This is a genomic window from Solibacillus sp. FSL K6-1523 (assembly GCF_038005225.1).
In the GTDB taxonomy this organism is placed as follows: Bacteria; Bacillota; Bacilli; order Bacillales_A; family Planococcaceae; genus Solibacillus.
The window spans coordinates 1,053,250-1,076,137 of sequence record NZ_JBBOSU010000001.1 but is presented as its reverse complement, the minus strand read 5'-3'; the positions used below and the strand labels follow the sequence as shown (position 1 = coordinate 1,076,137).

The 22,888-nt window shown below is 37.2% G+C and carries 25 protein-coding genes; all 25 read right to left on the bottom strand.

Annotated features, from left to right (window positions below):
- Positions 1-85: 85 nt before the first annotated feature.
- Positions 86-1,342 carry an RIP metalloprotease RseP gene (gene rseP / locus MHI10_RS04960; RefSeq protein WP_340783502.1) on the bottom strand — a complete coding sequence of 419 codons (1,257 nt, stop codon included), beginning with the start codon at positions 1,340-1,342 and terminating at the stop codon, positions 86-88.
- A 61-nt stretch (positions 1,343-1,403) separates the two neighbouring features.
- Positions 1,404-2,549, bottom strand: coding sequence for a 1-deoxy-D-xylulose-5-phosphate reductoisomerase (gene dxr, locus MHI10_RS04955; RefSeq protein WP_340783500.1), 1,146 nt, complete (start codon positions 2,547-2,549; stop codon positions 1,404-1,406).
- A gap of 22 nt (positions 2,550-2,571) precedes the next feature.
- Complete coding sequence (locus MHI10_RS04950) at positions 2,572-3,369, bottom strand: phosphatidate cytidylyltransferase (protein ID WP_340783498.1); 798 nt, start codon at positions 3,367-3,369, stop codon at positions 2,572-2,574.
- The gene (locus MHI10_RS04945) at positions 3,366-4,160 is read right to left on the bottom strand and encodes an isoprenyl transferase (protein WP_340783496.1); all 795 of its coding nucleotides are present in this window, start codon (positions 4,158-4,160) and stop codon (positions 3,366-3,368) included. The genes MHI10_RS04950 and MHI10_RS04945 overlap by 4 nt, the downstream gene beginning before the upstream one ends.
- A 447-nt stretch (positions 4,161-4,607) precedes the next feature.
- Positions 4,608-5,165: a ribosome recycling factor gene (gene frr / locus MHI10_RS04940; protein ID WP_340783495.1), complete on the bottom strand. Its 558-nt coding sequence runs from the start codon at positions 5,163-5,165 to the stop codon at positions 4,608-4,610.
- Positions 5,165-5,890 carry a UMP kinase gene (gene pyrH, locus MHI10_RS04935; protein WP_340783494.1) on the bottom strand — a complete coding sequence of 242 codons (726 nt, stop codon included), beginning with the start codon at positions 5,888-5,890 and terminating at the stop codon, positions 5,165-5,167. Before pyrH ends, frr begins: the two co-directional genes overlap by 1 nt.
- 166 nt (positions 5,891-6,056) lie before the next feature.
- Positions 6,057-6,941, bottom strand: coding sequence for a translation elongation factor Ts (tsf, locus tag MHI10_RS04930; protein ID WP_340783491.1), 885 nt, complete (start codon positions 6,939-6,941; stop codon positions 6,057-6,059).
- A 157-nt stretch (positions 6,942-7,098) separates the two neighbouring features.
- The gene (rpsB, locus tag MHI10_RS04925; protein WP_340783490.1) at positions 7,099-7,815 is read right to left on the bottom strand and encodes a 30S ribosomal protein S2; all 717 of its coding nucleotides are present in this window, start codon (positions 7,813-7,815) and stop codon (positions 7,099-7,101) included.
- Positions 7,816-7,974: 159 nt separating this feature from the next.
- The gene (locus tag MHI10_RS04920) at positions 7,975-8,598 is read right to left on the bottom strand and encodes a DUF6115 domain-containing protein (protein WP_340783487.1); all 624 of its coding nucleotides are present in this window, start codon (positions 8,596-8,598) and stop codon (positions 7,975-7,977) included.
- Between the two features lie 8 nt (positions 8,599-8,606).
- Positions 8,607-8,918: an RNA polymerase subunit sigma gene (locus MHI10_RS04915; protein WP_340783486.1), complete on the bottom strand. Its 312-nt coding sequence runs from the start codon at positions 8,916-8,918 to the stop codon at positions 8,607-8,609.
- Positions 8,919-8,929: 11 nt separating this feature from the next.
- Positions 8,930-9,682: a FliA/WhiG family RNA polymerase sigma factor gene (locus MHI10_RS04910; protein ID WP_340789145.1), complete on the bottom strand. Its 753-nt coding sequence runs from the start codon at positions 9,680-9,682 to the stop codon at positions 8,930-8,932.
- A 162-nt stretch (positions 9,683-9,844) separates the two neighbouring features.
- Positions 9,845-10,219, bottom strand: coding sequence for a multidrug transporter (locus MHI10_RS04905; RefSeq protein ID WP_340783485.1), 375 nt, complete (start codon positions 10,217-10,219; stop codon positions 9,845-9,847).
- Positions 10,216-10,719, bottom strand: a complete 504-nt coding sequence (locus MHI10_RS04900) for a chemotaxis protein CheD (RefSeq protein WP_340783483.1) — start codon at positions 10,717-10,719, stop codon at positions 10,216-10,218. The genes MHI10_RS04905 and MHI10_RS04900 overlap by 4 nt, the downstream gene beginning before the upstream one ends.
- Positions 10,716-11,354: a chemotaxis protein CheC gene (locus MHI10_RS04895; RefSeq protein ID WP_340783482.1), complete on the bottom strand. Its 639-nt coding sequence runs from the start codon at positions 11,352-11,354 to the stop codon at positions 10,716-10,718. The genes MHI10_RS04900 and MHI10_RS04895 overlap by 4 nt, the downstream gene beginning before the upstream one ends.
- Before the next feature lie 215 nt (positions 11,355-11,569).
- Positions 11,570-12,016: a chemotaxis protein CheW gene (locus MHI10_RS04890; RefSeq protein ID WP_340783480.1), complete on the bottom strand. Its 447-nt coding sequence runs from the start codon at positions 12,014-12,016 to the stop codon at positions 11,570-11,572.
- Positions 12,017-12,037: 21 nt separating this feature from the next.
- Positions 12,038-14,128 carry a chemotaxis protein CheA gene (locus MHI10_RS04885; RefSeq protein ID WP_340783478.1) on the bottom strand — a complete coding sequence of 697 codons (2,091 nt, stop codon included), beginning with the start codon at positions 14,126-14,128 and terminating at the stop codon, positions 12,038-12,040.
- Positions 14,129-14,146: 18 nt separating this feature from the next.
- Positions 14,147-15,295: a protein-glutamate methylesterase/protein-glutamine glutaminase gene (locus MHI10_RS04880; RefSeq protein ID WP_340783477.1), complete on the bottom strand. Its 1,149-nt coding sequence runs from the start codon at positions 15,293-15,295 to the stop codon at positions 14,147-14,149.
- Complete coding sequence (locus tag MHI10_RS04875; protein ID WP_340783476.1) at positions 15,296-16,168, bottom strand: MinD/ParA family protein; 873 nt, start codon at positions 16,166-16,168, stop codon at positions 15,296-15,298.
- The gene (gene flhF, locus MHI10_RS04870) at positions 16,169-17,353 is read right to left on the bottom strand and encodes a flagellar biosynthesis protein FlhF (protein ID WP_340783474.1); all 1,185 of its coding nucleotides are present in this window, start codon (positions 17,351-17,353) and stop codon (positions 16,169-16,171) included.
- The gene (gene flhA / locus MHI10_RS04865; RefSeq protein WP_340783473.1) at positions 17,350-19,383 is read right to left on the bottom strand and encodes a flagellar biosynthesis protein FlhA; all 2,034 of its coding nucleotides are present in this window, start codon (positions 19,381-19,383) and stop codon (positions 17,350-17,352) included. Before flhA ends, flhF begins: the two co-directional genes overlap by 4 nt.
- 23 nt (positions 19,384-19,406) lie before the next feature.
- On the bottom strand, positions 19,407-20,495 hold the full coding sequence (flhB, locus tag MHI10_RS04860) for a flagellar biosynthesis protein FlhB (protein WP_340783472.1): 1,089 nt from the start codon (positions 20,493-20,495) through the stop codon (positions 19,407-19,409).
- Between the two features lies 1 nt (position 20,496).
- Positions 20,497-21,273 (bottom strand): flagellar biosynthetic protein FliR, encoded by a 777-nt coding sequence (gene fliR, locus MHI10_RS04855; RefSeq protein ID WP_340783470.1) that lies wholly within the window; start codon positions 21,271-21,273, stop codon positions 20,497-20,499.
- Positions 21,274-21,277: 4 nt separating this feature from the next.
- On the bottom strand, positions 21,278-21,547 hold the full coding sequence (gene fliQ, locus MHI10_RS04850; protein WP_099422793.1) for a flagellar biosynthesis protein FliQ: 270 nt from the start codon (positions 21,545-21,547) through the stop codon (positions 21,278-21,280).
- A 13-nt stretch (positions 21,548-21,560) separates the two neighbouring features.
- On the bottom strand, positions 21,561-22,226 hold the full coding sequence (gene fliP, locus MHI10_RS04845; protein ID WP_340783467.1) for a flagellar type III secretion system pore protein FliP: 666 nt from the start codon (positions 22,224-22,226) through the stop codon (positions 21,561-21,563).
- Complete coding sequence (locus MHI10_RS04840) at positions 22,223-22,888, bottom strand: flagellar biosynthetic protein FliO (protein ID WP_340783465.1); 666 nt, start codon at positions 22,886-22,888, stop codon at positions 22,223-22,225. Before MHI10_RS04840 ends, fliP begins: the two co-directional genes overlap by 4 nt.

Genomic DNA, 22,888 nt, shown 5'->3' with positions numbered 1-22,888 from the left:
TTAGCTTTGAACGCTAGTACTATTCGTACAAAACGCCCAAAGCTTCCATTTTTAAATTCATATTTATTTCATTTACCATTAACCATTAGAAGAAGAAATGTTGAATATCGTTCCATGTCACGACTACCATTAAAATCATTAATAGAACAATACCTACAAAGTGAATCATACCTTCTTTTTGACGATCCATCGGTTTCCCTCGAACCGCTTCAAATGCGAAGAACAATAAACGACCGCCATCTAAAGCAGGTAGTGGTAATAAGTTCATAATCCCTAAATTGACACTTAACATCGCAGCAAAGTAAAGGATATTATAAAAACCATATGTCACAACCGTTTCAGTCGTCTTATAAATGCCTACTGGTCCTGAAAGTGCTTCAATTGAAAACTGCCCCGTAACGAGCTTACCTACAAGTGAACCAATTAAAACGATCATATCATACGTTTGTTCAGCACCATAAGGAATCGCTTTTAGAGGGTTCGTTTCGATCGGACGCATAACACCAATTTGACCCACGATTTCACCCTCACCTTGTTCGACACCTTGTGGGACTACATTGGCTGTTGCCGTTGTACCACTGCGGTCCACTTCAAACTCTAGGCTTTTACCTGGGTTTTGTTGAATGATTGCCGACAGTTGCTCCCAGCTACTAATCGACTCACCATTAATTTTCGTAACACGGTCACCATCTTGAAGCCCTGCTGCACTCGCAGGACGATCATCCATAACTTCTGAAATAACAGGGTCTTTTGAAGGTATCCCTTGGAATAACCCCATGATGACAAAAATGAAGAATGCTAAAATAAAGTTGAATAATGGGCCTGCAAAAATGGCCATTGCACGCGCACCAACCGATTTAGAGTTAAATTGACGATCTAGCGGCGCAATAATAAGCTCTGTTCCATTTTCAACGATTGTCGCCGTGCGTGAGACGTTATAACGAACGAGCTTGTCCTCTTCATCATAGCCTTCAATCCATAGCTCTTTTTCTAAATCCGCACGTTCCACTTCTAAGAAAATGACATTTTGATATTGCATTTTTTGGTTTAATACGATTTTTTCAACGATATTCTCTTCGTTTGTCACGAGTGCTACACGATACCCTGGCTGTAACTCAACGGAATCTGTGTCCTCACCCGCCATTCGAACATAACCACCGATCGGTAAAAGGCGTAGCGTATAAACCGTTTCACCTTTCGTCATTCCGAAAATTTTCGGACCCATCCCAATGGCAAACTCGCGTACCATAATACCCGCGCGCTTTGCAAATATAAAGTGTCCTAGCTCATGGAAAAATACTAGTGAGCCAAAAATTGCGATAAAGGCAATAACTGTTTGCATAATCTCCCACCTTCGTTTGAGTAAACACGGAAAATATCCTCTAGTTTACCCTCATAGTTCCCTATTCTACCATGCTTGCAACAGATTTTCTCGTCTCACTATCTACATGTAAAATCGTTTGTAAATCTGGCACTAAAATATTATTATGCTTATTCATCACACGTTCAATGCATTCCTCAATTTGTAGAAACGTCATTTTTTCTTGTAAAAATAATGCGACAGCTGCTTCATTTGCTGCATTCATTGCCGTTAAAATTGTACCACCCATTCGTCCTGCATCATAAGCAAGCTTCAACGCACGGAAACGATCAAAATCAACCTCTTTAAAATGAAGTTGACCAATTTGCGCTAAGTTTAAACGTTGCCCATTTTGTAACGGAAGACGATCTGGATAACTCAGTGCATATTGAATCGGCACACGCATATCCGGCGTACCAAGTTGAGCGATCACACTTGTATCTTCAAATTCGACCATTGAATGAATAATACTCTCTCGGTGTAACAACACATCAATATTGTCATAAGGCATATTAAATAACACATGCGCTTCGATTACTTCCAGCCCTTTATTCATCATTGTCGCAGAATCGATTGTAATTTTTGCGCCCATTGACCAGTTCGGATGATTCAGTGCATCCCTTACCGTTACACCGTCTAACTGTTCGCGCGTTTTATCGCGGAATGAACCACCAGAAGCTGTTAAAATAAGACGTTCGATTCGTTTCGGATTTTCACCGTTCATCGATTGAAATAAAGCCGAATGTTCACTATCTACTGGTAAAATCGGCGCATTATACTTCTTCGCTTCCGCCATCACTAAATGGCCTGCCGTTACTAACGTTTCTTTATTCGCAATGGCAATTGTTTTCCCCATGCGAATGGCAGCAAGCGTTGACTCTAAACCGACACTGCCTAAAACAGCGTTCACTAATACCGTCGATTCAGGATGTGTCGCTACATCAACAAGACCTTTTTCACCATATGTAAAAGCAATCGTCGGATAATCCTTTTGCAATAAACGTGCAGCTTCCTCTGTTTGCATCGATACTAATTCAGGTTGAAGCTTTTCAATAATTTGACGTGATTTTTCAATATTTTGTCCAGCAGAAAATGCAACAAGTTTAAATTGGTCAGGATGTGCCAGTAAAATATCAAAAGTTTGCCATCCAATTGAACCTGTTGCACCTAATAAACTAATCTTTTTCACAGCAATACTTCCCCTCTTTTAATTACGCAAAAAAATGTAAAAAATGTAGTAAAGGTACGACAAATAATAAACTGTCAAAGCGATCTAAAATGCCCCCATGACCTGGTAAAATATTTCCTGAATCCTTTACACCGTAATGACGCTTGATGGCTGATTCAACTAAATCACCCATTTGACCGACAATCGAAGCAACAATAGTAACAATAATTAGTTGCAAATAGCTTGCAGTAAACGGATAAATCATTTGCATCGCGATGGCAAATAACACAGCGATGACAATCCCCCCAACAAATCCTTCTATCGTTTTGTTAGGCGAAATTTCTGGCCACAATTTATTTTTCCCTAGTTTACGTCCGACAAAATACGCGCCTGAATCGGTTGTCCAAACAACAAGCAACGCAAAAACGATAAATTCTAAACCAATCATTCGTGCTTCAATAAAGTAATGAAAGCCTAGTCCAACATAAAATATACCTAATAAAATAAAGCCAATTTCATCAAATGTCATTTTATTTTTAACAAGTACAGTATAAATTAATAATAGCGCTGCAATCCCGTAAACAATCATTAATTTCGAGTCATAGCCTAAGGTTTGCACGACCTCAGTTGACCATGTTTCTGGAATGACAAGTATTAACAATGCTAACAAGCCTAAAATTCCCGGAATTGAAACGATAGAAATATTTTTCATTTTTAAAATTTCATAAAATCCGACTATGGCTAGTGCACAAATTACAAGTGCAAACGGAGCGCCTCCATAAATAACAAATGGAATAAATAATGCTGCAGCTATTACTCCGGTAATAATGCGTTGTTTCAATTCGTTCCTTCTCCTTTCAGCCCTCCATAACGGCGGTTACGGTTTTGATACACCGTGATGGCTTCCTTTAAGCATGCCTCATCAAAGTCTGGCCAATGCGTATTGGTAAACCAAAATTCCGTATATGCGAGCTGCCATAACATAAAATTGCTAATTCTCACTTCACCACTCGTTCGAATGAGTAAATCAGGCTCTGGTAAGTGAGCCGTCATGAGATGTTGTGTAATATGTTGTTCATTGATTTCTTCAATTGCAAGCGTACCTGCTTCTACTTCTTTCATCAACTGTTGCATCGCCATCACAATTTCGGCACGACCGCCGTAATTCATTGCAAAGTTTAAAATAAGTCCCGTATTATTTTTCGTCGCATCCATTGCTTTTTGTAGTGCGGCTTGCGTATATTTCGGGAGTGTTTCCATAACACCGATCATCTCAATCCGGATATTACGTTCCATCAACTCCGGTAAAAAGGACGTTAAAAATTGCTCAGGTAATTTCATTAAAAATTCTACTTCTGATTTAGGGCGCTTCCAATTCTCGGTTGAAAATGCATACAGCGTTAATACTTTCACCCCTAAATCACAAGCACAACGCGTAATTTTACGAACGGTTTTCATTCCTTCATGGTGCCCTGCAACACGTGGCATTGAACGTTTTTTTGCCCAACGACCATTACCGTCCATGATGATCGCAATATGGGTAGGAATGTCTTCACCTTTAACTAAGCCCACACTTTCATTCATTGTTGGCGTAATTTTATTCATTTTTTTCATTAAAAGTTTTTTAAACATCATTAATTCCCCCAACTGCACATATCGGACTATTTTCTAGTTTATCATATCAAAAAAGTATTTTCATGTCCTCGTTTACTTCTTAAACCCACTCAACAAGGAAGCCTCTTATTCGCACTTCTCTTACTAATCTATTATGTATTTCATAACGAAATGACTCTTTGCTAAACTTTTTCCATTCTTGCCTTTATAGGTTAACCTATAAATTACCTATTTAACTTGTTACAGCAAGTTAAATTTCCCACCGGATGTCACAGAATTTTAGTGGCATTTTTCGAGCAAGCCCGAAAAAAATCTAGACGCATTTACGACGAGGCGTAATGGATTAAATATTATCCACTTAAAAAAACGTCCTTACTAGCAGGACGTTTTTATCCATTTAAAGTTCACTTACTCGTAAAAAAAATTTGGTCCAATAGAATGTTGGCCATTCGTTAATTCCACAAGTTAAACTGTTAAAATTTCTTTTTCTTTTTCTTTTACAAGCTCGTCTACTTTAACGATCGAGCTATCTGTTAGTTTTTGGATATCTTCACCGAAACCACGTAATTCATCTTCCGTAATTTCTCCATTTTTCTCTAACTTTTTAAGGTCATCATTAGCATCACGACGAACGTTACGAACCGCTACTTTTGCTTCTTCAGCTGTCTTTTTAACTAGTTTTACTAAGTCTTTACGACGCTCTTCCGTTAAAGCTGGTATTGCTAAACGAATTACATTCCCATCGTTTGTCGGTGTAATACCGATATCTGAACGCATAATTGCTTTTTCAATTTCACCTAAAATAGTTTTATCATAAGGTGAGATGACTAATAGACGAGCTTCTGGTACAGAAACACCGCCTAATTGGTTAATCGGTGTTGGTGCACCATAATAATCTACTTGAATACGGTCAAGTAGTGACGCATTGGCCACACCCGCACGAATTGATGCTAGTTCTCGAGAGAAAGCACCAATTGATTTCGTCATTTTATCTTGAGCTTGATCTAATACTTGCTTTGACATTACGCATCTCTCCTAACTACAGTTCCGATTTTTTCGCCCATTACGGCACGTTTAATATTTCCTTGTTCAGACAAATTGAAAACAACAAGCTTAATATCATTATCCATACATAATGTTGATGCTGTTGAATCCATCACTTGTAAACCTTGTTGAATAACGTCTAAATAAGTAAGTGTATCATACTTAACAGCAGTAGGGTCTAATTTTGGGTCAGCGGAGTAAACGCCGTCAACATTATTTTTCGCCATTAAAATTGCATCTGCATTAATTTCTGCTGCACGCAACGCTGCCGTTGTGTCTGTAGAGAAATAAGGATTCCCCGTACCCGCCGCAAAAATAACAACGCGAGACTTTTCTAAATGACGCACTGCTTTACGACGAATATAAGGTTCTGCAACTTGTGTCATAACAATTGACGACTGAACACGTGTTGGAACACCAAGATTTTCCAGAGAATCTTGCAATGCTAATGCATTCATCACTGTTCCTAACATCCCCATATAGTCTGCATTTGCACGCTCCATGCCCATTTCAGCACCGATTTTACCACGCCAAATGTTTCCACCGCCAACTACTAAGGCTACTTCTACACCCAAATCAATGACTTCTTTAATTTCGCCTGCAATTGATTTGATTACTTCTGGTGAGAATCCAAAGCCTAGATCTCCTGCTAATGCTTCACCACTTAGTTTAATTACTACTCGTTTGTATTGAGACACATCCATAGTAGACCTCCGTTACCCATTTATTTAAAAGGAAATAGTCTATACTTACTACTTATGTAAGCTATTTCACTTGCATTAATTATATCTGTTAAAAATAGGGAACACGCAAATGGTGCTCCCTACTCTTTTTACTTCATTTATCGTTAACTAATATAGATATTATAAATTAGTTACCTTTAACTTGGTTCATTACTTCTTCCGCGAAGTTATCTTCACGTTTTTCGATACCTTCACCTACGCCGTAACGAGTGAAGCTTGTCACTGTACCACCTAAAGATTTAACGAAGTCACGTACTTTTTGGTCAGAGTTTTTAACGAAAGCTTGGTCTAATAAACATACGTCTTCGAAATATTTGCTCAGACGACCTTCTACCATTTTCGCAACGATGTTTTCTGGTTTACCTTCGTTTAACGCTTGCTCAGTTAATACTTTGCGTTCACGTTCAACTTCGTCTGCAGAAACTTCATCACGAGATACGTAAGTTGGGTTAATTGCAGCAATGTGCATTGCAACGTCTTTTGCAGCAGCAGCGTCAGTAGAACCTTCAAGAACCACTAATACACCGATACGACCGCCCATGTGTAAGTAAGCACCAAATGCGTCTGCATCTGTTTTTGTTTTAATTTCAAAACGACGTAATGAAATTTTTTCACCGATTGTTGCAGTAGCTGTAGAAATTTGGTCAGCAATTTTCACGCCGTCTTTTTCTAATTCTAAAGCAGCTTCTACTGATTCTGGTTTAGCAGTTAATAATTGCTCAGATAATGAAGAAACTAATTCTTGGAACTGTTCGTTTTTCGCAACGAAGTCTGTTTCAGCGTTTACTTCAATAAGGATTGCTTCATTACCGTTTTCTAAAATATAAGTTGTACCTTCAGCAGCGATACGGTCTGCTTTTTTACCTGCAGCAGCTAAACCTTTTTCACGTAAGAAGTCGATTGCCGCTTCTAAGTTACCTTCAGTTTGAACTAATGCTTTTTTGCAGTCCATCATACCTGCGCCAGTTTTTTCACGTAATTCTTTTACTAATTGTGCAGAAATTGTTGCCATGTTGAGTTTCCTCCTAAAATTTATATTAATTTTTTGAAATCATTCGTACTCCACTATACTAGATAGTTGAGGTTTGAAGCAAACTTCCTCAAGTTAAAGTTGTCTCAAAAAAAGGCGATAAGGGTATCAGCCACTTATCACCTTTTTTGAAGGTGAATTACTCAGCAGATTCTACAGCTGGAGCTTCTTCTTCACCTTGTTTAGCTTCTAATAAAGCGTCAGCCATTTTAGCAGTTAATAATTTAACAGCACGGATAGCATCATCGTTTGCAGGGATTACGTAATCAATTTCATCTGGATCACAGTTAGTGTCTACGATACCAACTAGAGGGATGTTTAATTTGATTGCTTCTGCAACTGCGATACGCTCTTTACGAGGGTCTACGATGAACATTACGTCCGGAATAGCTTTCATATCGCGGATACCGCCTAAGAATTTTACTAAACGTTCGTGTTCTTTTTTAAGTTGGATTACTTCTTTTTTAGGAAGTACGTCAAAGATACCGTCTTCTTCCATTTTTTCGATATCTTTCATACGCTTAACACGTTTTTGAATTGTACCGAAGTTAGTTAAAGTACCACCTAACCAACGTTGGTTAATGTAATAGTTGCCTGAACGTTCAGCTTCATCTTTGATCGCTTCTTGTGCTTGTTTTTTCGTACCAACGAATAAAACTTTACCACCGTCTTGACCAACTTGACGCATGAAGTTGTAAGCTTCCTCTAATTTTTTAACTGTTTTTTGTAAATCGATAATGTAGATACCGTTACGCTCAACGAAGATATATTTCTTCATTTTTGGGTTCCAACGGCGAGTTTGGTGACCGAAATGTACACCAGCTTCAAGTAATTGTTTCATAGAAATTACTGACATGTGTGTTTCCTCCTAAAATGTTTGGTTTTTTCCCTCCGTATTTTTCATCTGCAACAAGCTACTAGAATATGTCTAGCACCACTTACTACATCAAAATACGTGTGTAATGTTTAACACCGTTTGTTAATATAACATAACGATCTGGCAAGTGCAACTACTTTACGCATGAAACTTGATCAGAAGCTCTATTTCTGTTTTGCCTCTTTGCATCGTTTTTGCTATATTTTCGACGCTCATTCCTGCTTTATGATAGGATATCACTTGCTCCTCGTAAGTTTGCTTTTTGGGAATTGTATCTTCTACTACTTCCTCTGCTATCGACAGTTGTTTATTTTGCTCTGATTCCGCTTGTGGCACTTCTTCGGGAGATTGAGCTTTTTGTTTACTGTAAGCATTCGTGACCATTGCTTTCGGAATATATTGACGCACTTCAAGTCCCGTTACTTCTTCTGTTGTAAGTGAAACTTGTCCATTTTGACTTATAGTTGTTGCTTGCTCAGGTTGGACTGTAATTGGTGCCTTTTTTTCAACAGAGGGCAAAGGTTTTGTCACCTGAGAAACAATTCCTTTTTCCTTCGTTTGTTGAAGCTCCTTAATAAGACGATCATTTTCTTCTTTCATTTCGACTAAATAAAGACCTATTGCATCATCCATTTCACGAATCAATTGGTTTTGGCGAATTTCCAAATCTTTAAACTTCGAAATTTTACTATTCAGAAGAATGATGATAAATATCGTTATTAACTGGATGATAAACAATGCGATTATTAATCCTGTAACCATTATTTCTCCTAACCGCTAAAATCGAACAGATTCCCTTTAAAAGGATGATGCACGTCCTGTTCTTGCTGTTGCTTTTTTTTCTTATTCTTTCCATTCGATGTTTGCCCATTATTTGAAGCATCATTTTCATCTTCCTCGTCAATGGCATCCATACCTTCTGATGTATTCACAGCTAATTGCTTCCGTTCAATTTCACGTTTTAACGCTTCATTTGCATCAAGCTGTTGATTGATCGTTCTTTGATGGTGTTGATCGGCCATTTTCCCAGCATCAAACGTTTTTGGAATGGCAATTTGTAACTCTACGCCTTTTAAACTCATAACAATACCTCCTAAGCATTCATCATTTCAGAAGTTAATAGTTTACGTAATTTAAATAACGCTTTCGAGTGAATTTGAGAAATACGCGATGTCGATAATTCTAGCATTTCACCAATTTCGGTTAAAGTCATTTCCTCTGTATAAAACAAACTAATGACAAGCTGCTCTTTTTCATTTAGTTTTTGAATATTATGAGCCAAATCTCCTAATAGTTCGGAATGAACAATTTGTTGTTCTGGCGTCTTTGTATGGTCATCTCGAATAACGAAAGATTTCCCTTCATTATCATCTTGATCTAATTGTTCGTTAATGGATAAAACATTTGAATAAAAATGTTCATGGAATGTTTGATACACTTCTTCAACAGGTATTTCCATATGTTCTGCTAGCTCTTCTGGTGTTGCATGGCGCATCAACTTTTGCTCTAAACTTTCGATTTGTCCTTCTAGCTTTTTAGCCTTTTCACGAGCCGATCGTGGAAGCCAATCCTCTTTACGCAACCCATCAATAATTGCACCACGAACGCGAAATGAGGCATATGTATCGAATTTCAAATCACGATTTATATCAAATTTGTTGAGCGCATCAAATAAGCCCATCATCCCTAAACTAGTCAAATCATCTCTTGAAACATTTTTTGGTAAACCTACCGCAATACGTTGTACATGATAGGACACGAGTGGCTTAAATTTTCTTATAAGTAGGTCCCCCGCATCGGGATCTCGGTCAGTTGTCCAACGAATCCATAGTGCTTGCTCTTCCATATGCCTTTGCTGAGTCACCTGAATCCACCCTCCTTGACATTTAAACTTAATTATCTTTTATTATATCAAAAAGTCGACAAATAAACATGTGACAGAAGGATGATACATGGCTATTTCATCATTTTTTCGCCAAAAAAAAAGCCGACTATGTCGACTTTTGATCTATTTTTGTATTGCTTCTTCTTGACCATGTAGCATTGTGCGTACAACATTGGCAATTTCTTCTGTATTATCTTCTTCAAACTCAACCGTTGTTCGTTTATTTTGAGGAACAAATTGTTGCTGCTCTGCATGTAACGGTTCTACATTTGAAGGTGAATCCACTTCTGAATACGCAATATGCTCCGGTGTATAAAACACATAGCCTATAAAAGCACGGATTAAAAACATTGCGATAAAACCAATCAAAGCAACTACTAATGATGCACCAATTGTCGGCAATGGAAAAGCAAATGGATCTTGCACTGCCCATATAAAATACACCGTGAATGAACATAATGCAGCCCAAAAATTATAAAATAACGAACCAAACATCATATATCACTTACACCTCGATTGACCGTACGAATATTCAACATACTCGTCTCTGGATTAAATTCAATTGTTCTTCCACTATTACCGCCTGTATCTTCTGCGATAATTGGAATTCTCAATTTTCGTAATTGCTCTTTGACTGCTTCTACATTTCTAGGTCCTATTCGCATCGAACTTTTATCTGAAGTAAACTGAAACATTTGGGCACCACCAGCAATCTTTGCCTTCAGTTTAAAACTTTGAGCCCCTTGAAGTTTTACTAAGTTCACCAAAGCACTAACACCTGTATCTGCAAATTTCGCTTCATTAATTGATTCCGTTCTACCTAAACTAGAATCAGGTAACATAACATGTACTAACCCAGCAATTTTTTTTGATTCATCATAAATAATAACGCCAACACAAGACCCTAAACCTGATGTACGAATTGTCTTTGGCGTTTTTACTACATCCATTTGAGCGATTCCGACTTTAACGACTTCATTTCCATGCGATAATATCATTCAATCGGTACTCCTAATGCTTTAAATATCGCTTCAAATGATTCTGGATTTGGTAATAAGAAGAAATTCCCTCTTACAGCCTCTTCATCTTTAATGTCTTCTTCAAAAATCGCTGTATTAATAACAATTACGGTGTCGCTCACTTGGGATAGTTCAATTAAACCAATACTAATAATTGCACCAAACATATCTACACTCAATCCAGGTACTGTTGGGTAAATTTTCAATCCAGTAAAATCAGACAACGCGGATAAATAGGAACCCGATAAAATATTCCCCATTTCCTGCATTGCAGATAAGCCTAATTCTGGAACAGATGGCGCATAAAAATCAAACGATTCATCGTGAATTAAACGACGAATAAAGCGATTTGCTTGTTCAATCGGAAGAATAAAAAACATGCTACCTTCCGCATCGCCTTCAATGCGTAAAAAAATACCAACTACTACATTTTCCGAGCCACCAGCTAATTCCATCATGTCATTAAAAGAAACCATTTCTACATTTGGAACACGCATATCAATTTTCTTTTGCAATAAGTCTGATAATGCCGTTGCAGCATGGGCTGCTCCAATATTTCCGATTTCTTTTAATACATCTAGGTGGATCGAATTGATTTTGTCACTAAAATTCATTTACAATCCCTACTTTGATAGATTCTAGGAGAGCTTTCCCCTCCTAGAAAATTATTCAACCAATCACAATTAGCGTTGTCACAGGACATGACAATTTTTTTAGCCTTTGTTCCCCGTCCTAAGCTAGAGTTCTTTCAACTCTGCCTCGACTGAATCCAGTGGAAATTTAGCCTTTATCAACCACTAAAAAAGTGGAGAAGTTTCGTTGAAGGAAATTAATCAAGCGGATTTAACACTTTCTCTAAGTGAAGTAAAATTAATAAACGATTTTCTAATTTCGCTACTCCTGCAATAAACTCTTCTTCCAACGAACCAACAACTTCTGGTTGCTGCTCAATCGATTCAGAATCAATGTCTAATACATCATTAGCAGAATCCACGACAAACCCCACTTCCATTGTTTCAAGCGTAATAATGATAATACGCGTTGTTTCTTCATTTTCCGGAATAGGCAGTTCGAAACGTTCACGTAAATCAATTACTGGCGTTACAACACCGCGCAAATTAATGACACCTTTTACAAAACGCGCTGTTTTCGGTACTCGTGTAATATGCATTAATTTTTCGATCCCTTTAACGTGTGAAACAGGTATGGCATACTCTTTATCTGCTAACTGAAACACTATAACCTTCAGATTCTTTTGCTCTACCGCATTCGTCATCTTCTACACCTCTTATCCTATTTACTTCATCAGTGCGTTACAATCTACAATTAACGCAACTTTACCATTACCTAAAATTGTGGCACCCGATATCGCAAAAATATTCGTTAAATAATCGCCAAGTGATTTGAGAACAATTTCTTGTTGTCCGATGAATGAATCAACAACTAACCCTGCAAGTTTATCGCCTTTACGCACAATAACAATCGAGTGGAACCCATCTTCTTTCATCTCTTTACGCGGCACTTCAAAAATTTCTTCAAGGAATACAAGCGGTACTACTTTGCCACGGAAATCAATTACTTTTTGATTATGAGCATTTAAAATATCTGAGTTGCGGATAATCGACGTCTCAATAATGGATGATAATGGAATTGCGTAAATCTCTTTTTCAATTTCAACTAACATCACTGAAATAATCGATAATGTTAATGGTAATTGAATAGAGAAAACTGAACCTACATTTTGAGTAGAATCAATTGAAATATTTCCACCTAATGATTCGATTGTTGTTTTCACAACATCTAAACCAACACCACGACCCGAAACATCTGAAATCACTTCTGCAGTAGAGAAACCAGAAGCTAAAATAAGTTCATTAATTTGCTTATCTGTCATCGTTAATGATTGTTCATGTGTAACAATCCCTCTCGAAAGTGCCTTCGCTAATACGCGATCACGGTTAATACCTGCCCCATCGTCTTCAATTTCGATAAACACATAGTTTCCACTATGGTAGGCACGCAATTGAACTGTACCTTCTTCAGGCTTTCCTTTTGCACGGCGCTCCTCTGGACTTTCAATCCCATGGTCGACCGAATTACGGATTAAGTGAACAAGTGGATCACCGATTTCATCAATTACTGTACGATCTAGTTCTGTTTCTGCACCGATGACATCTAATGTAATTTTCTTATTCAAATCACGTGATAATTGACGAACCATTTTCGGGAAGCGGTTAAATACTGTTTCTACCGGTACCATACGCATCGTTAAAACAATATTTTGTAAGTCGCCCATTGTACGACTCATACGCTCTACCGTTTCATTTAGCTCACCATGATTTACTTCTGATGCGATCGATAATAAACGCCCGCGATCGATTGCAAGTTCTTCAAATAGATTCATTAAAATATCTAATCGTTCAATATTTACACGAATGGTTTTACTTGAAGCGTGAACCGTTGTCTTGCTATTATTGTTTGTTGCTTGAGGTTTTTGAACAGGTTGGACTGCAGGCTCTGGTACAACAGTAGTAGATACGCTTGTTTCTTGTACTTGCACTTCTACTTGTTCTTCCGCATGCGTATGAGTAGTCGCTGATTGCGTAAATACACCTTGATGGATTTCATTTACTTCAACAGAATCGACTTCCGACACTTTCATTAACATCTTTTGTAAATCTTCAGCATTTTCTTTTGAAATATAAGCAACATAAAATTCATGATCGAATTGTTCTTCTTCTAATCGCTCTACTGTTGGAGATGATTTAATGACATCTCCGTTCTTCTCTAAAATTTCAAAAACCATAAACACACGCGCTGCTTTTAATAGACAGTCTTCGCGTAACGTAATTGAAATTTCGTAAGCTTTGAAATCTTGTTCTGACGATTGAAGTAACACCGTTTTTTCAAAATCATCGTATGTTAATTTTAAGTTAGCTGCGTCCACTTTTGTCTCAAGTTTTTGCGTTGCTTCTACAGGTGCGATTGCGACAGTTGTTGCGGCTGTCTCTCCTGATTCAATTAGCTTTAATTTTTCTACGGTTACTTGAACGTCACGTTTCCCGTCCCCACCATCCGCAATATCATAAACCATTTCTTCTAAGTGATCGACCGATTCAAATACAACATCGAAAATTTCCGGTGTTACTTTAATTTTTTCATTACGAATCGCATCTAGCACATTTTCCATTTTATGCGTTAAATCTGCTAAATCTTCAAACCCCATCGTTGCCGACATCCCTTTAAGCGTATGAGCAGAACGGAATATCTCCCCAACAATTGCTAAATCTTCAGGATTTTTTTCTAATTCTAATAAATGCTCGCCACATGCTTGTAAATGTTCTTTACTTTCTTCGATGAACATCTCTAAATATTGATTTACTTCCATTTAGAATGGCTCCCCTTTTTAAGACATATATTTCATAATCGTTTGTGCAATATCGTCAACATCTGCCACTTCATCAACAAGCTGCGTCTCCACGGCAGCTTTTGGCATTCCATATACAATACAAGTTTCCGCTGACTCAGCAATTGCCATTACATTCCCTGTTTTCTTTAAAGCAACCAAACCTTTTGCACCGTCATACCCCATTCCAGTCATCACTACTGCAATTTTGTCGAAGTCTGAGTATTGACTCACATCTTCAAACATAACATCGACGGATGGGCGATGTCCCGACCGAGGGGGCTCGGTTTGATCTGTAACAATTGCAAATGTGGCGCCTACTTTTCTTAGTTTCAAATGGTAGCCACCTGGTGCAATATAGGCTGTACCTTTTTGTAAAATATCCCCTTGTTCGGCCTCTTTCACATGAATTTGGCTCAATTGATCCAAACGTGTAGCAAGTGATTTTGTAAATCCTGCTGGCATATGTTGAACAACTAAAATCGGGGCATCTATATTCGCTGGTATTTTAGTAATGACCTCTTGCAGCGCTCTCGGGCCTCCTGTTGAAGTACCAATTAAAATGATTTTTTTAGCGTTATTGTTCCAGTCCACCTTTTTACTTGCCGTTACTATAGGTGGTATTGATTTCTTCATAACAGGTGCAGGTGAACTCACCAGCTTTTCAGTCTTAATTGGTTGGCCAACAGGTGGCGCAAACACATAGGGTCTCGAAATTGGTTTTTTTAATTTTGCAATTGGAATTTGAGCTGCCTGGGCCACTTTATACACCAATTCGTTTTGGATTTTATGTAGATCTAATGAAATCGTTCCACTTGGCTTCGTTATAAAATCAACAGCCCCGTATTCCATAGCAGTTAATGTGTTATCTGTTCCTCGTTGTGTTGTACTTGATAGCATGACAACAGGAACTGGACATACTTGCATAATTTCTTGTAACGCTTCGAGTCCGTTCATTTCTGGCATTTCAACATCCATTGTGACAACATCTGGCTTTAGTTGTTGAATTTTTTTGATCGCATCTTTTCCGTTTCGAGCAGTACCAACCACCTCTACTTTAGAATCATTGGCGAAAAAATCACTAATTAGCTTTCGCATAAATGCAGAATCGTCAACAACTAAAAGCTTACTTTTATTTGAGAAGTTCAATTACTCACGCCCTTTCGAAAAGATACTTTTTAGCTTGGATAAAAAATTAGTCGTTTTTATTGTAGAATGCACTTCTTCTGTTTGATGATGAAGAAATCGATTAACAATTTTTTGCATCGTTTTCGATATAGGTGCATCTGGGTACAATAACGTAAACGGTGTTTGCTGCCTTACCGCCTTTCGCACAACGCCATCTTCTGGTAAGGAGCCTAGTACAACAACCTCTTTTGATAAAAAACGTTCCATTACTGTTTTTAATCGATGAATTGTATCTTGTCCCTCTTCTATGTTGAATGCCCGATTACATAATAAGTAAAACGTCTTATGTTCATCTTTCATATGAATATATTTCATCATGGAATACGCGTCCATAATAGAAGTAGGTTCTGCCGTAGATATGACAATAATCTCATCTAAAGACGTGAGTAAATCTAACGACCAATTAGCTACACCCGCTCCCATATCAAACAACACATAATCGTATTCTTTCTGTAACAGTTCAAAACCTTCAATTAGACGTTCAAATGTCTTTTCTGACCATTCCATAATCGTTGCCATTCCTGAGCCACCAGAAATATATCGCAACCCGCCTGGTCCTTCAAACATGACATCTTGTATAGCTAAATTCCCATCTAAATAATCCTTTAAACTATACTTCACCGTTTTCCCTATTAAAATATGGATATTTCCCATTCCAATATCCATATCTAATATAACGACTTTTTTACCAGATTTAGCTAAAAGTGTAGCGAAATTCGTTGTAAAGTTACTCTTCCCTACGCCGCCTTTACCACTAACAACTGCAATAGATCTCCCTAGGGCTCCTTGGCTTTCAAGCATTTTCAATCGAAGTTTTTCAGCTTGATCTCTCATTTACATTCTCCCCTGAAAAAACAGTTCCAATAAACTATCTAAATTCGCTCGCTCTATGTCCTCTGGTACTTCTTGACCATTCGTATAGTAAGCAAGTCCCTTCTTATATTTAATCATTAAATTAAACATAGTGCCAATAGAATTTGTTTCATCAAGCTTTGTAAATATAAATTTTTCAATCGGTAAATTATCGAATTGATCAATAACGGCTTCTAAGTCTTTTTGCTTAGATGTTAAGGCTAGTACTAAAAAAGATTCTACATCTTCATCAAAATTGATCAATACTTTTAAATCGGCTACATATTTAACTTCTTTATAGTTTCGACCGGCTGTATCAATAAATATTAAATCGAGGTGATCCAATTTTTTTATCGCTTCGTTATAATCATTCGCATTGTAAACAATTTCTACTGGGGCTTGTAATAACCCAGCATATGTTTTTAACTGTTCAATTGCAGCGATTCGATACGTATCCGTTGTAATAAAACCTATTTTCTTTTTCTTTTCCAAAACAGCACGGGCTGCCATTTTAGCAATTGTCGTTGTTTTCCCCACGCCTGTTGGGCCTAAAACATTAATGTATTTTTTCTCATACGACAATCCGCCTATCGGTAAGGCTTCCATTCGTTGCTTTAAAAATTGTTGCGTCATCTTTTGCATTTCTAAATTTTGTAATTTAGAATCGCTCGTTTTAGAATGGACAAAAAGCTCATCACTAATTGCTGTGATAAGCTCTTCGCCAAGTTCCTGCTCTTTTAAAAAATCGACAAATGGTAAGAGTTCATCCGGATATTGAGATTTTGTCGACATGCGTTGCATAGATTGCATCATTAATTTTAAATCAGCAATTTCCTTCTTTAAGTCTTCAGGAAGTGTTGATTTTTCCTCTTGTGGAGCCTTTATTGACTCCACAAGAGGTATAATAGGTGTACTCGGAACACTTACTTGTTCTTGTATAGAGGAACTAGAAAATGGTTGAATGTTTTGGAATGATGGCAAAATTGGTTTCTTTTCAATTTGATCGACTCCTGCAACAACTTCAAAGCTTTTATGCTTCACCAATCCTAAAAATTTCTTCGTTACAACAACTTTCGAATTTAAAATAACCGCATCTTCCCCTAAATCAGCACGAATGAGCTTCATCGCTTCAGCAATAGAAGGCGCATTATATTTTTTCATTTTCATTCAACATTCACCACCCCTACACTTTGAATTTCCACTGCGGCATCTAATTCATTATAAGACAATATTGGCACTTGTGGGAAATAGCGCTCTGTTAATTGTCTTAAATACATTCGGACACCTGGTGAGCATAAAATAATCGGAGACTGCTCCATATAAGAGATACGCTCCACTTCTTTTGCAATACCCTCTAATACAAACTGTGAATCTTGAGGGTCCATCGCTAAGTAATTGCCATGATCCGTTTGCTGGATGCTATCTGCAATTAATTTTTCTACTTTCCCAGATACGGTAATAACCTTCAATGCAGGTTGTCCACCGACATACTGTGCAGTAATTTGTCTCGCTAATGCTTGTCTTACGTACTCTGTTAAAATATCTGTATCACTTGTCAGCTTTGCGTAATCTGCAAGCGTTTCAAATATAATCGGTAAATTTCGAACAGAAACATTTTCACGAAGTAACCTGCCCAATACTTTTTGAACTTCTCCAATCGATAAAGGATTTGGAATCAGTTCGTCTATTAAAATAGCATGTGTTTCTCGTAAATGATCGATAAGCTGTTTCGTTTCTTGGCGACCTAACAATTCGTGTGCATTTGCTCGAATAATTTCAGTTAAGTGTGTAGAAACAACGCTTGGTGGGTCTACTACTGTGTACCCATACATCTCCGCATCTTCTTTTACCTGTTCTGTAATCCATTTAGCAGGTAAACCGAATGATGGTTCAATTGTGTCAATTCCTTCGATTGAATCGTCGTCTCCTGGACTCATTGCTAAGTAATGATCAAGCAATAATTCACCACGTGCCATTTCATTACCTTTAATTTTTATGCGGTATTCATTTGGCTGTAACTGAATATTATCGCGAATACGAACAATAGGGATAACAATTCCTAGCTCTAAAGCAAGTTGACGTCGTATCATGACAACTCGGTCAAGTAAATCCCCACCTTGAGCTGCATCCACTAATGGAATCAGTCCGTATCCAAATTCAAATTCGATTGGGTCAACAGTTAATAAATTAATAACGTTTTCTGGACTTTTCATCGTATCGGATGCCACTTCTTCTTCAATTTCCATAATTTCTTCAGGCGTCTCATCCTTCTTATGATCCATTAAATACGCACCTAATATTAATGCAGCTCCAATTGGAATCGTAATCCATAGTGGAATCGGTGTGAAGAAACCGAGTAACAGAATCGTTCCACCCGCAACATATAGTAACTTTGATTGTGCAAATAATTGATTTGTAATATCGGAGCCTAGATTTCCGTTTGATGCCGCACGCGTTACGACGATACCCGTTGCTGTCGAAATTAAAAGTGCTGGAATTTGTGATACTAATCCATCACCGACTGTTAAAATCGAGTATCTTGTTGCTGCCTCACCAAATGCTAAATCCATTTGTACCATACCAATAATCATACCGAATAATAGGTTGATTGCAACCATAATAATCGATGCAATGGCATCCCCTTTTACAAACTTCGTCGCACCGTCCATCGCTCCGTAAAAGTCTGCTTCTCCAGACACTTTTTCCCGGCGCTCGCGTGCTTCTTTTTCCGAAATGACACCTGCGTTTAAATCCGCATCAATACTCATTTGCTTACCAGGCATCGCATCTAATGTAAAACGTGCAGCTACTTCAGCAACACGTTCAGAACCCTTTGTAATAACGATAAACTGAATAATAACAAGCAATAGGAATATTACTAAACCGACTAAAACATTCCCACCTGTTACGAAATTACCAAACGTCTCTACTACATCCCCCGCATCACCTTTTGCTAAAATTGCACGCGTCGTTGACACTGATAAAGCGAGTCGGAAAAGTGTCAGTAATAAAATGATTGTTGGGAAAATCGAGAAGTCTAATGCTTCTTTCATATTCATCGATGTTAAAAGCACTAATAATGCAAGTGTAATATTAATGATAATTAAAAAACTCAGTAACCAAGTTGGAAGAGGGATAATGAGCATGGCTACAATTAAAATAACTGCAGCTAAAACCCCTAGATCGCGTATTTGCATTGTTGTCCCCCTGCTTTCATTTGTTAAATTTTACGTTTAATTCGATAGACATAGGCAAGAATTTCAGCTATGGCTTTGAAAAATTCTTCCGGTACATTTTGACCAACTTCTACTTGATCGTACATCGCACGTGCAAGTGGTCTATTTTCAACCATTACTACATCATGTTCTTTTGCAATTAACTTAATTTTTTGAGCAACAAAATCTGTTCCTTTGGCGACAACTTTTGGCGCCTCCATTTGATCTTCATCATATTTTAAGGCAATTGCAAAGTGAGTCGGGTTCGTGATAACGACATCGGCTGTTGGCACTTCTTGCATCATTCGGCGCATAGCCATCTCTCTTTGACGTTGCTTTATTTTTGATTTAATCAGCGGGTCACCTTCTGAGTTTTTATATTCGTCCTTTAAATCTTGCTTAGACATTTTGAGTTGCTTTTCATATTCAAATTTCTCATATAAATAATCAATTAAAGCAATAAAAATAAGCATTAACGACGCAGCGATCCCCATGATGGCTGATAAATAAGCAACGGTTGACAATATTTGCGCAGGACTATGTAACGCAAGTGATAGTACATCTTCTAAATAAATAACGATAACAAACGTCGTCACTGTGCCTATAAATGTAACTTTTAATAACGATTTGACTAAGTTGACAATGGACCTAACTGAAATGATTTTTTTAATCCCTTTAATAGGGTCCATTTTTTTCAAATCAAATTTTAATGTTTCTGTCGTAAACAGTAAGCCAAACTGGAAATAGTTCGCTCCAATACCTGCAATCATTGCAACGACCATTATTGGTAAGGTCATAATCGCCATTTCCTTTAGTAATTCAACATACATTTTCATTACTGTTTCTGCACTCATTGTTTCGAGCAACATATTCCGTTCAAGTGCCTGTAATAAAACACCTTTCATGCCATTGTACATAAATGGGGCGTAAAATATTAAAAAAGCAAACATGACAAGCAATAGAACAGCTGCAGTAACATCCTGACTTTTTAATACTTGCCCTTTTTTCCTTGCATCTTGACGTTTTTTCGGAGTCGCTTTTTCTGTTTTTTCACCTGCGAAAAATTGAAGATCTAATGATACATGTAATTTCATACTATTCACCACCTAATATAACCATTAAGTCGCGTAAAGATAAAATCATCAATTCGATTAAATCCTTCATTACCCCGACTAATACACCCATCGTCACAATTAAAACAAGAAAACCAACAGCTATTTTAATAGGAAAACCAATAACGAAAATATTCATTTGAGGTACAGTTTTACCTGTAATCCCTAATGCTAATGTAACTAAGAATAGGGTTGCAACTATTGGAGCTGACATTTGAAATGCGATGGCAAATACTGCAGTAAACATTTTAATAATAAACATGACGGTCACTTCTTCCCCAAAGTTCGGGAATAACTGATTCATCGGCATAAATTGATAACTATAAAAAATTCCATCTAAAATTAAATGGTGACCATTGATTGCTAATAACAATAGCAATGCAATGAAATTAAGAAACTGTCCCATTAACGGTGATTGCGCTCCTGTTTGGGGGTCTATAATATTAGCCATCGCAAATCCCATTTGGAAATCAATAAACCCACCTGCAATTTGTACAGCAGACATGACCATAGAAGCAGCAAGACCGAGCATTAAACCAATGATCACTTCTTTTAAAACTAATAATAAATAGTCTCCATTTATTTCAAATGGTTCTATTTGAAATGTGTAATACATCATCCACGACAAGACCAGCGCCAAAGCAATACGAACTTGCGGCGGAATTGTTCGGTAAGAAAGCAAAGGGACTGATACGAAAAAGGCAGAAACACGCGCAAAAATTAATAATAAGATTGAAATATTCGGTAATAATTCCGTCATTTGCTCACCCAATATATCGAACTAAATTATTTAAAATACTATGAAAATAATCTGTCATTCTCGAAATCATAAATGGCCCAAATAATATAATTGAAACTAATACAGCAACAATTTTCGGCACAAACGCTAATGTTTGCTCTTGAATCGATGTTGTTGCTTGGAATATACTCACTGCTAAACCAGTAATTAGTGCAACTAGAAGCAATGGACCTGAAACAATTATCACTGTAAATATTGCGGTTTCTGCAATTGAAATGACCATTTCCTGTGTCATTATGTATCATCCCCTAAAAACTTTGAAGTAAAGATTTCATTACTAAATACCAACCGTCGACTAAAATGAATAATAAAATTTTAAATGGTAGTGAAATCATTACTGGAGGCAGCATCATCATACCCATCGACATAAGCGTACTTGCGACAACCATATCGATTACTAAGAATGGTATGAAAATCATAAAGCCCATTTGAAATGCAGTTTTAATTTCACTTAAAGCAAATGCAGGAACAAGCATTGTCAATGGAATATCTTCAATTGTTTCTGGATATTCTGCTTCATTGTATTCCATAAATAATTGTAAATCTTTTTGTCTTGTATGCTTCGCCATAAATTCTTTAAATGGTAGCGCTGCACGTTCATACGCTTCTTCAAGTCCAATTTCTTCATCAAAAAGCGGTTGTATCGCTTGGTCGTTTACTTGCTGAAACGTAGGAGCCATAATAAAAAACGTTAAAAACAGCGCTAAACCAACAATTACTTGGTTTGGAGGCATTTGATTGGTCGCCAGCGCTGTACGTGTAAATGACAATACGATGACGATCCGTGCAAACGAAGTCATTAATATTAAAATACTCGGTGCTAATGATAGTACCGTTAAAAGTACTAATAATGTAACAGATGTGGAAACATTACTTGGATCGCTTTCAGAAAAGACCGATAAAAAATCTGTCATTGCTTATCATTCTCCTGCTCTTTCCAACGTTCCAACTCTTCACTGCGTTCCTGTTTAATTTTATCAATACGTTCATTAAACATTTCATTAAATTTTGGACTTTCAGTTACATTTGTTGGTTGATTTTTTTTCGAAAACTTTTTAAATAATTCTACGATATATGGTGTAGCAGACCCATTCAACTGATTATCTCCATATTGAGCGAGCAACTGTTCAACATCTTCAGGTGCTGAAATTTCTTTAATTAAATGAATATCTTCACCAATACCTAACACATAAACTTTATTACTAATTTGCACTAATTGAACAGACTTTTGCGGTCCTACCGACAACCCTCCGATATTACGAATAACTGAGTTTTGTTGATAGCTTAAATTACGTTTGTTTAAAAACTTTAAAACAAATAATAACAACCCTAGTACGAATACTAATGCTATTAATATTTTTATGTATTCCCAGAACCCCATACTAACAGATGACGAGTCAGTAGCTTCTGTTTCGTCATCTGAAGTATTGTCTTCTTGGCAACTTTTAGGGTTTTCCATACAATCGTCCAAAAATTTAACCGATGCAAAAGTTCCATCCGAGCTTGGTATGATGCTTAAGGACATCACGATAATTCCAATGACTATCCAATATCGAAATGATAATTTTGCTAACAT

What these genes read in the sequence shown, in the direction of transcription:
- rseP (WP_340783502.1), bottom strand. Translation starts at nt 1,342, where the DNA reads ATGCAAACAGTTATTGCCTTTATCGCAATTTTTGGCTCACTAGTATTT.
- MHI10_RS04945 (WP_340783496.1), bottom strand. Translation starts at nt 4,160, where the DNA reads ATGTTTAAAAAACTTTTAATGAAAAAAATGAATAAAATTACGCCAACA.
- frr (WP_340783495.1), bottom strand. Translation starts at nt 5,165, where the DNA reads ATGTCAAAGCAAGTATTAGATCAAGCTCAAGATAAAATGACGAAATCA.
- pyrH (WP_340783494.1), bottom strand. Translation starts at nt 5,890, where the DNA reads ATGGATGTGTCTCAATACAAACGAGTAGTAATTAAACTAAGTGGTGAA.
- tsf (WP_340783491.1), bottom strand. Translation starts at nt 6,941, where the DNA reads ATGGCAACAATTTCTGCACAATTAGTAAAAGAATTACGTGAAAAAACT.
- rpsB (WP_340783490.1), bottom strand. Translation starts at nt 7,815, where the DNA reads ATGTCAGTAATTTCTATGAAACAATTACTTGAAGCTGGTGTACATTTC.
- MHI10_RS04920 (WP_340783487.1), bottom strand. Translation starts at nt 8,598, where the DNA reads ATGGTTACAGGATTAATAATCGCATTGTTTATCATCCAGTTAATAACG.
- MHI10_RS04915 (WP_340783486.1), bottom strand. Translation starts at nt 8,918, where the DNA reads ATGAGTTTAAAAGGCGTAGAGTTACAAATTGCCATTCCAAAAACGTTT.
- MHI10_RS04910 (WP_340789145.1), bottom strand. Translation starts at nt 9,682, where the DNA reads ATGGAAGAGCAAGCACTATGGATTCGTTGGACAACTGACCGAGATCCC.
- MHI10_RS04905 (WP_340783485.1), bottom strand. Translation starts at nt 10,219, where the DNA reads ATGATGTTTGGTTCGTTATTTTATAATTTTTGGGCTGCATTATGTTCA.
- MHI10_RS04900 (WP_340783483.1), bottom strand. Translation starts at nt 10,719, where the DNA reads ATGATATTATCGCATGGAAATGAAGTCGTTAAAGTCGGAATCGCTCAA.
- MHI10_RS04895 (WP_340783482.1), bottom strand. Translation starts at nt 11,354, where the DNA reads ATGAATTTTAGTGACAAAATCAATTCGATCCACCTAGATGTATTAAAA.
- MHI10_RS04890 (WP_340783480.1), bottom strand. Translation starts at nt 12,016, where the DNA reads ATGACGAATGCGGTAGAGCAAAAGAATCTGAAGGTTATAGTGTTTCAG.
- MHI10_RS04885 (WP_340783478.1), bottom strand. Translation starts at nt 14,128, where the DNA reads ATGGAAGTAAATCAATATTTAGAGATGTTCATCGAAGAAAGTAAAGAA.
- MHI10_RS04875 (WP_340783476.1), bottom strand. Translation starts at nt 16,168, where the DNA reads ATGAGAGATCAAGCTGAAAAACTTCGATTGAAAATGCTTGAAAGCCAA.
- flhF (WP_340783474.1), bottom strand. Translation starts at nt 17,353, where the DNA reads ATGAAAATGAAAAAATATAATGCGCCTTCTATTGCTGAAGCGATGAAG.
- flhA (WP_340783473.1), bottom strand. Translation starts at nt 19,383, where the DNA reads ATGCAAATACGCGATCTAGGGGTTTTAGCTGCAGTTATTTTAATTGTA.
- flhB (WP_340783472.1), bottom strand. Translation starts at nt 20,495, where the DNA reads ATGAAATTACATGTATCATTAGATCTTCAATTTTTCGCAGGTGAAAAA.
- fliR (WP_340783470.1), bottom strand. Translation starts at nt 21,273, where the DNA reads ATGACGGAATTATTACCGAATATTTCAATCTTATTATTAATTTTTGCG.
- fliQ (WP_099422793.1), bottom strand. Translation starts at nt 21,547, where the DNA reads ATGACACAGGAAATGGTCATTTCAATTGCAGAAACCGCAATATTTACA.
- fliP (WP_340783467.1), bottom strand. Translation starts at nt 22,226, where the DNA reads ATGACAGATTTTTTATCGGTCTTTTCTGAAAGCGATCCAAGTAATGTT.
- MHI10_RS04840 (WP_340783465.1), bottom strand. Translation starts at nt 22,888, where the DNA reads ATGTTAGCAAAATTATCATTTCGATATTGGATAGTCATTGGAATTATC.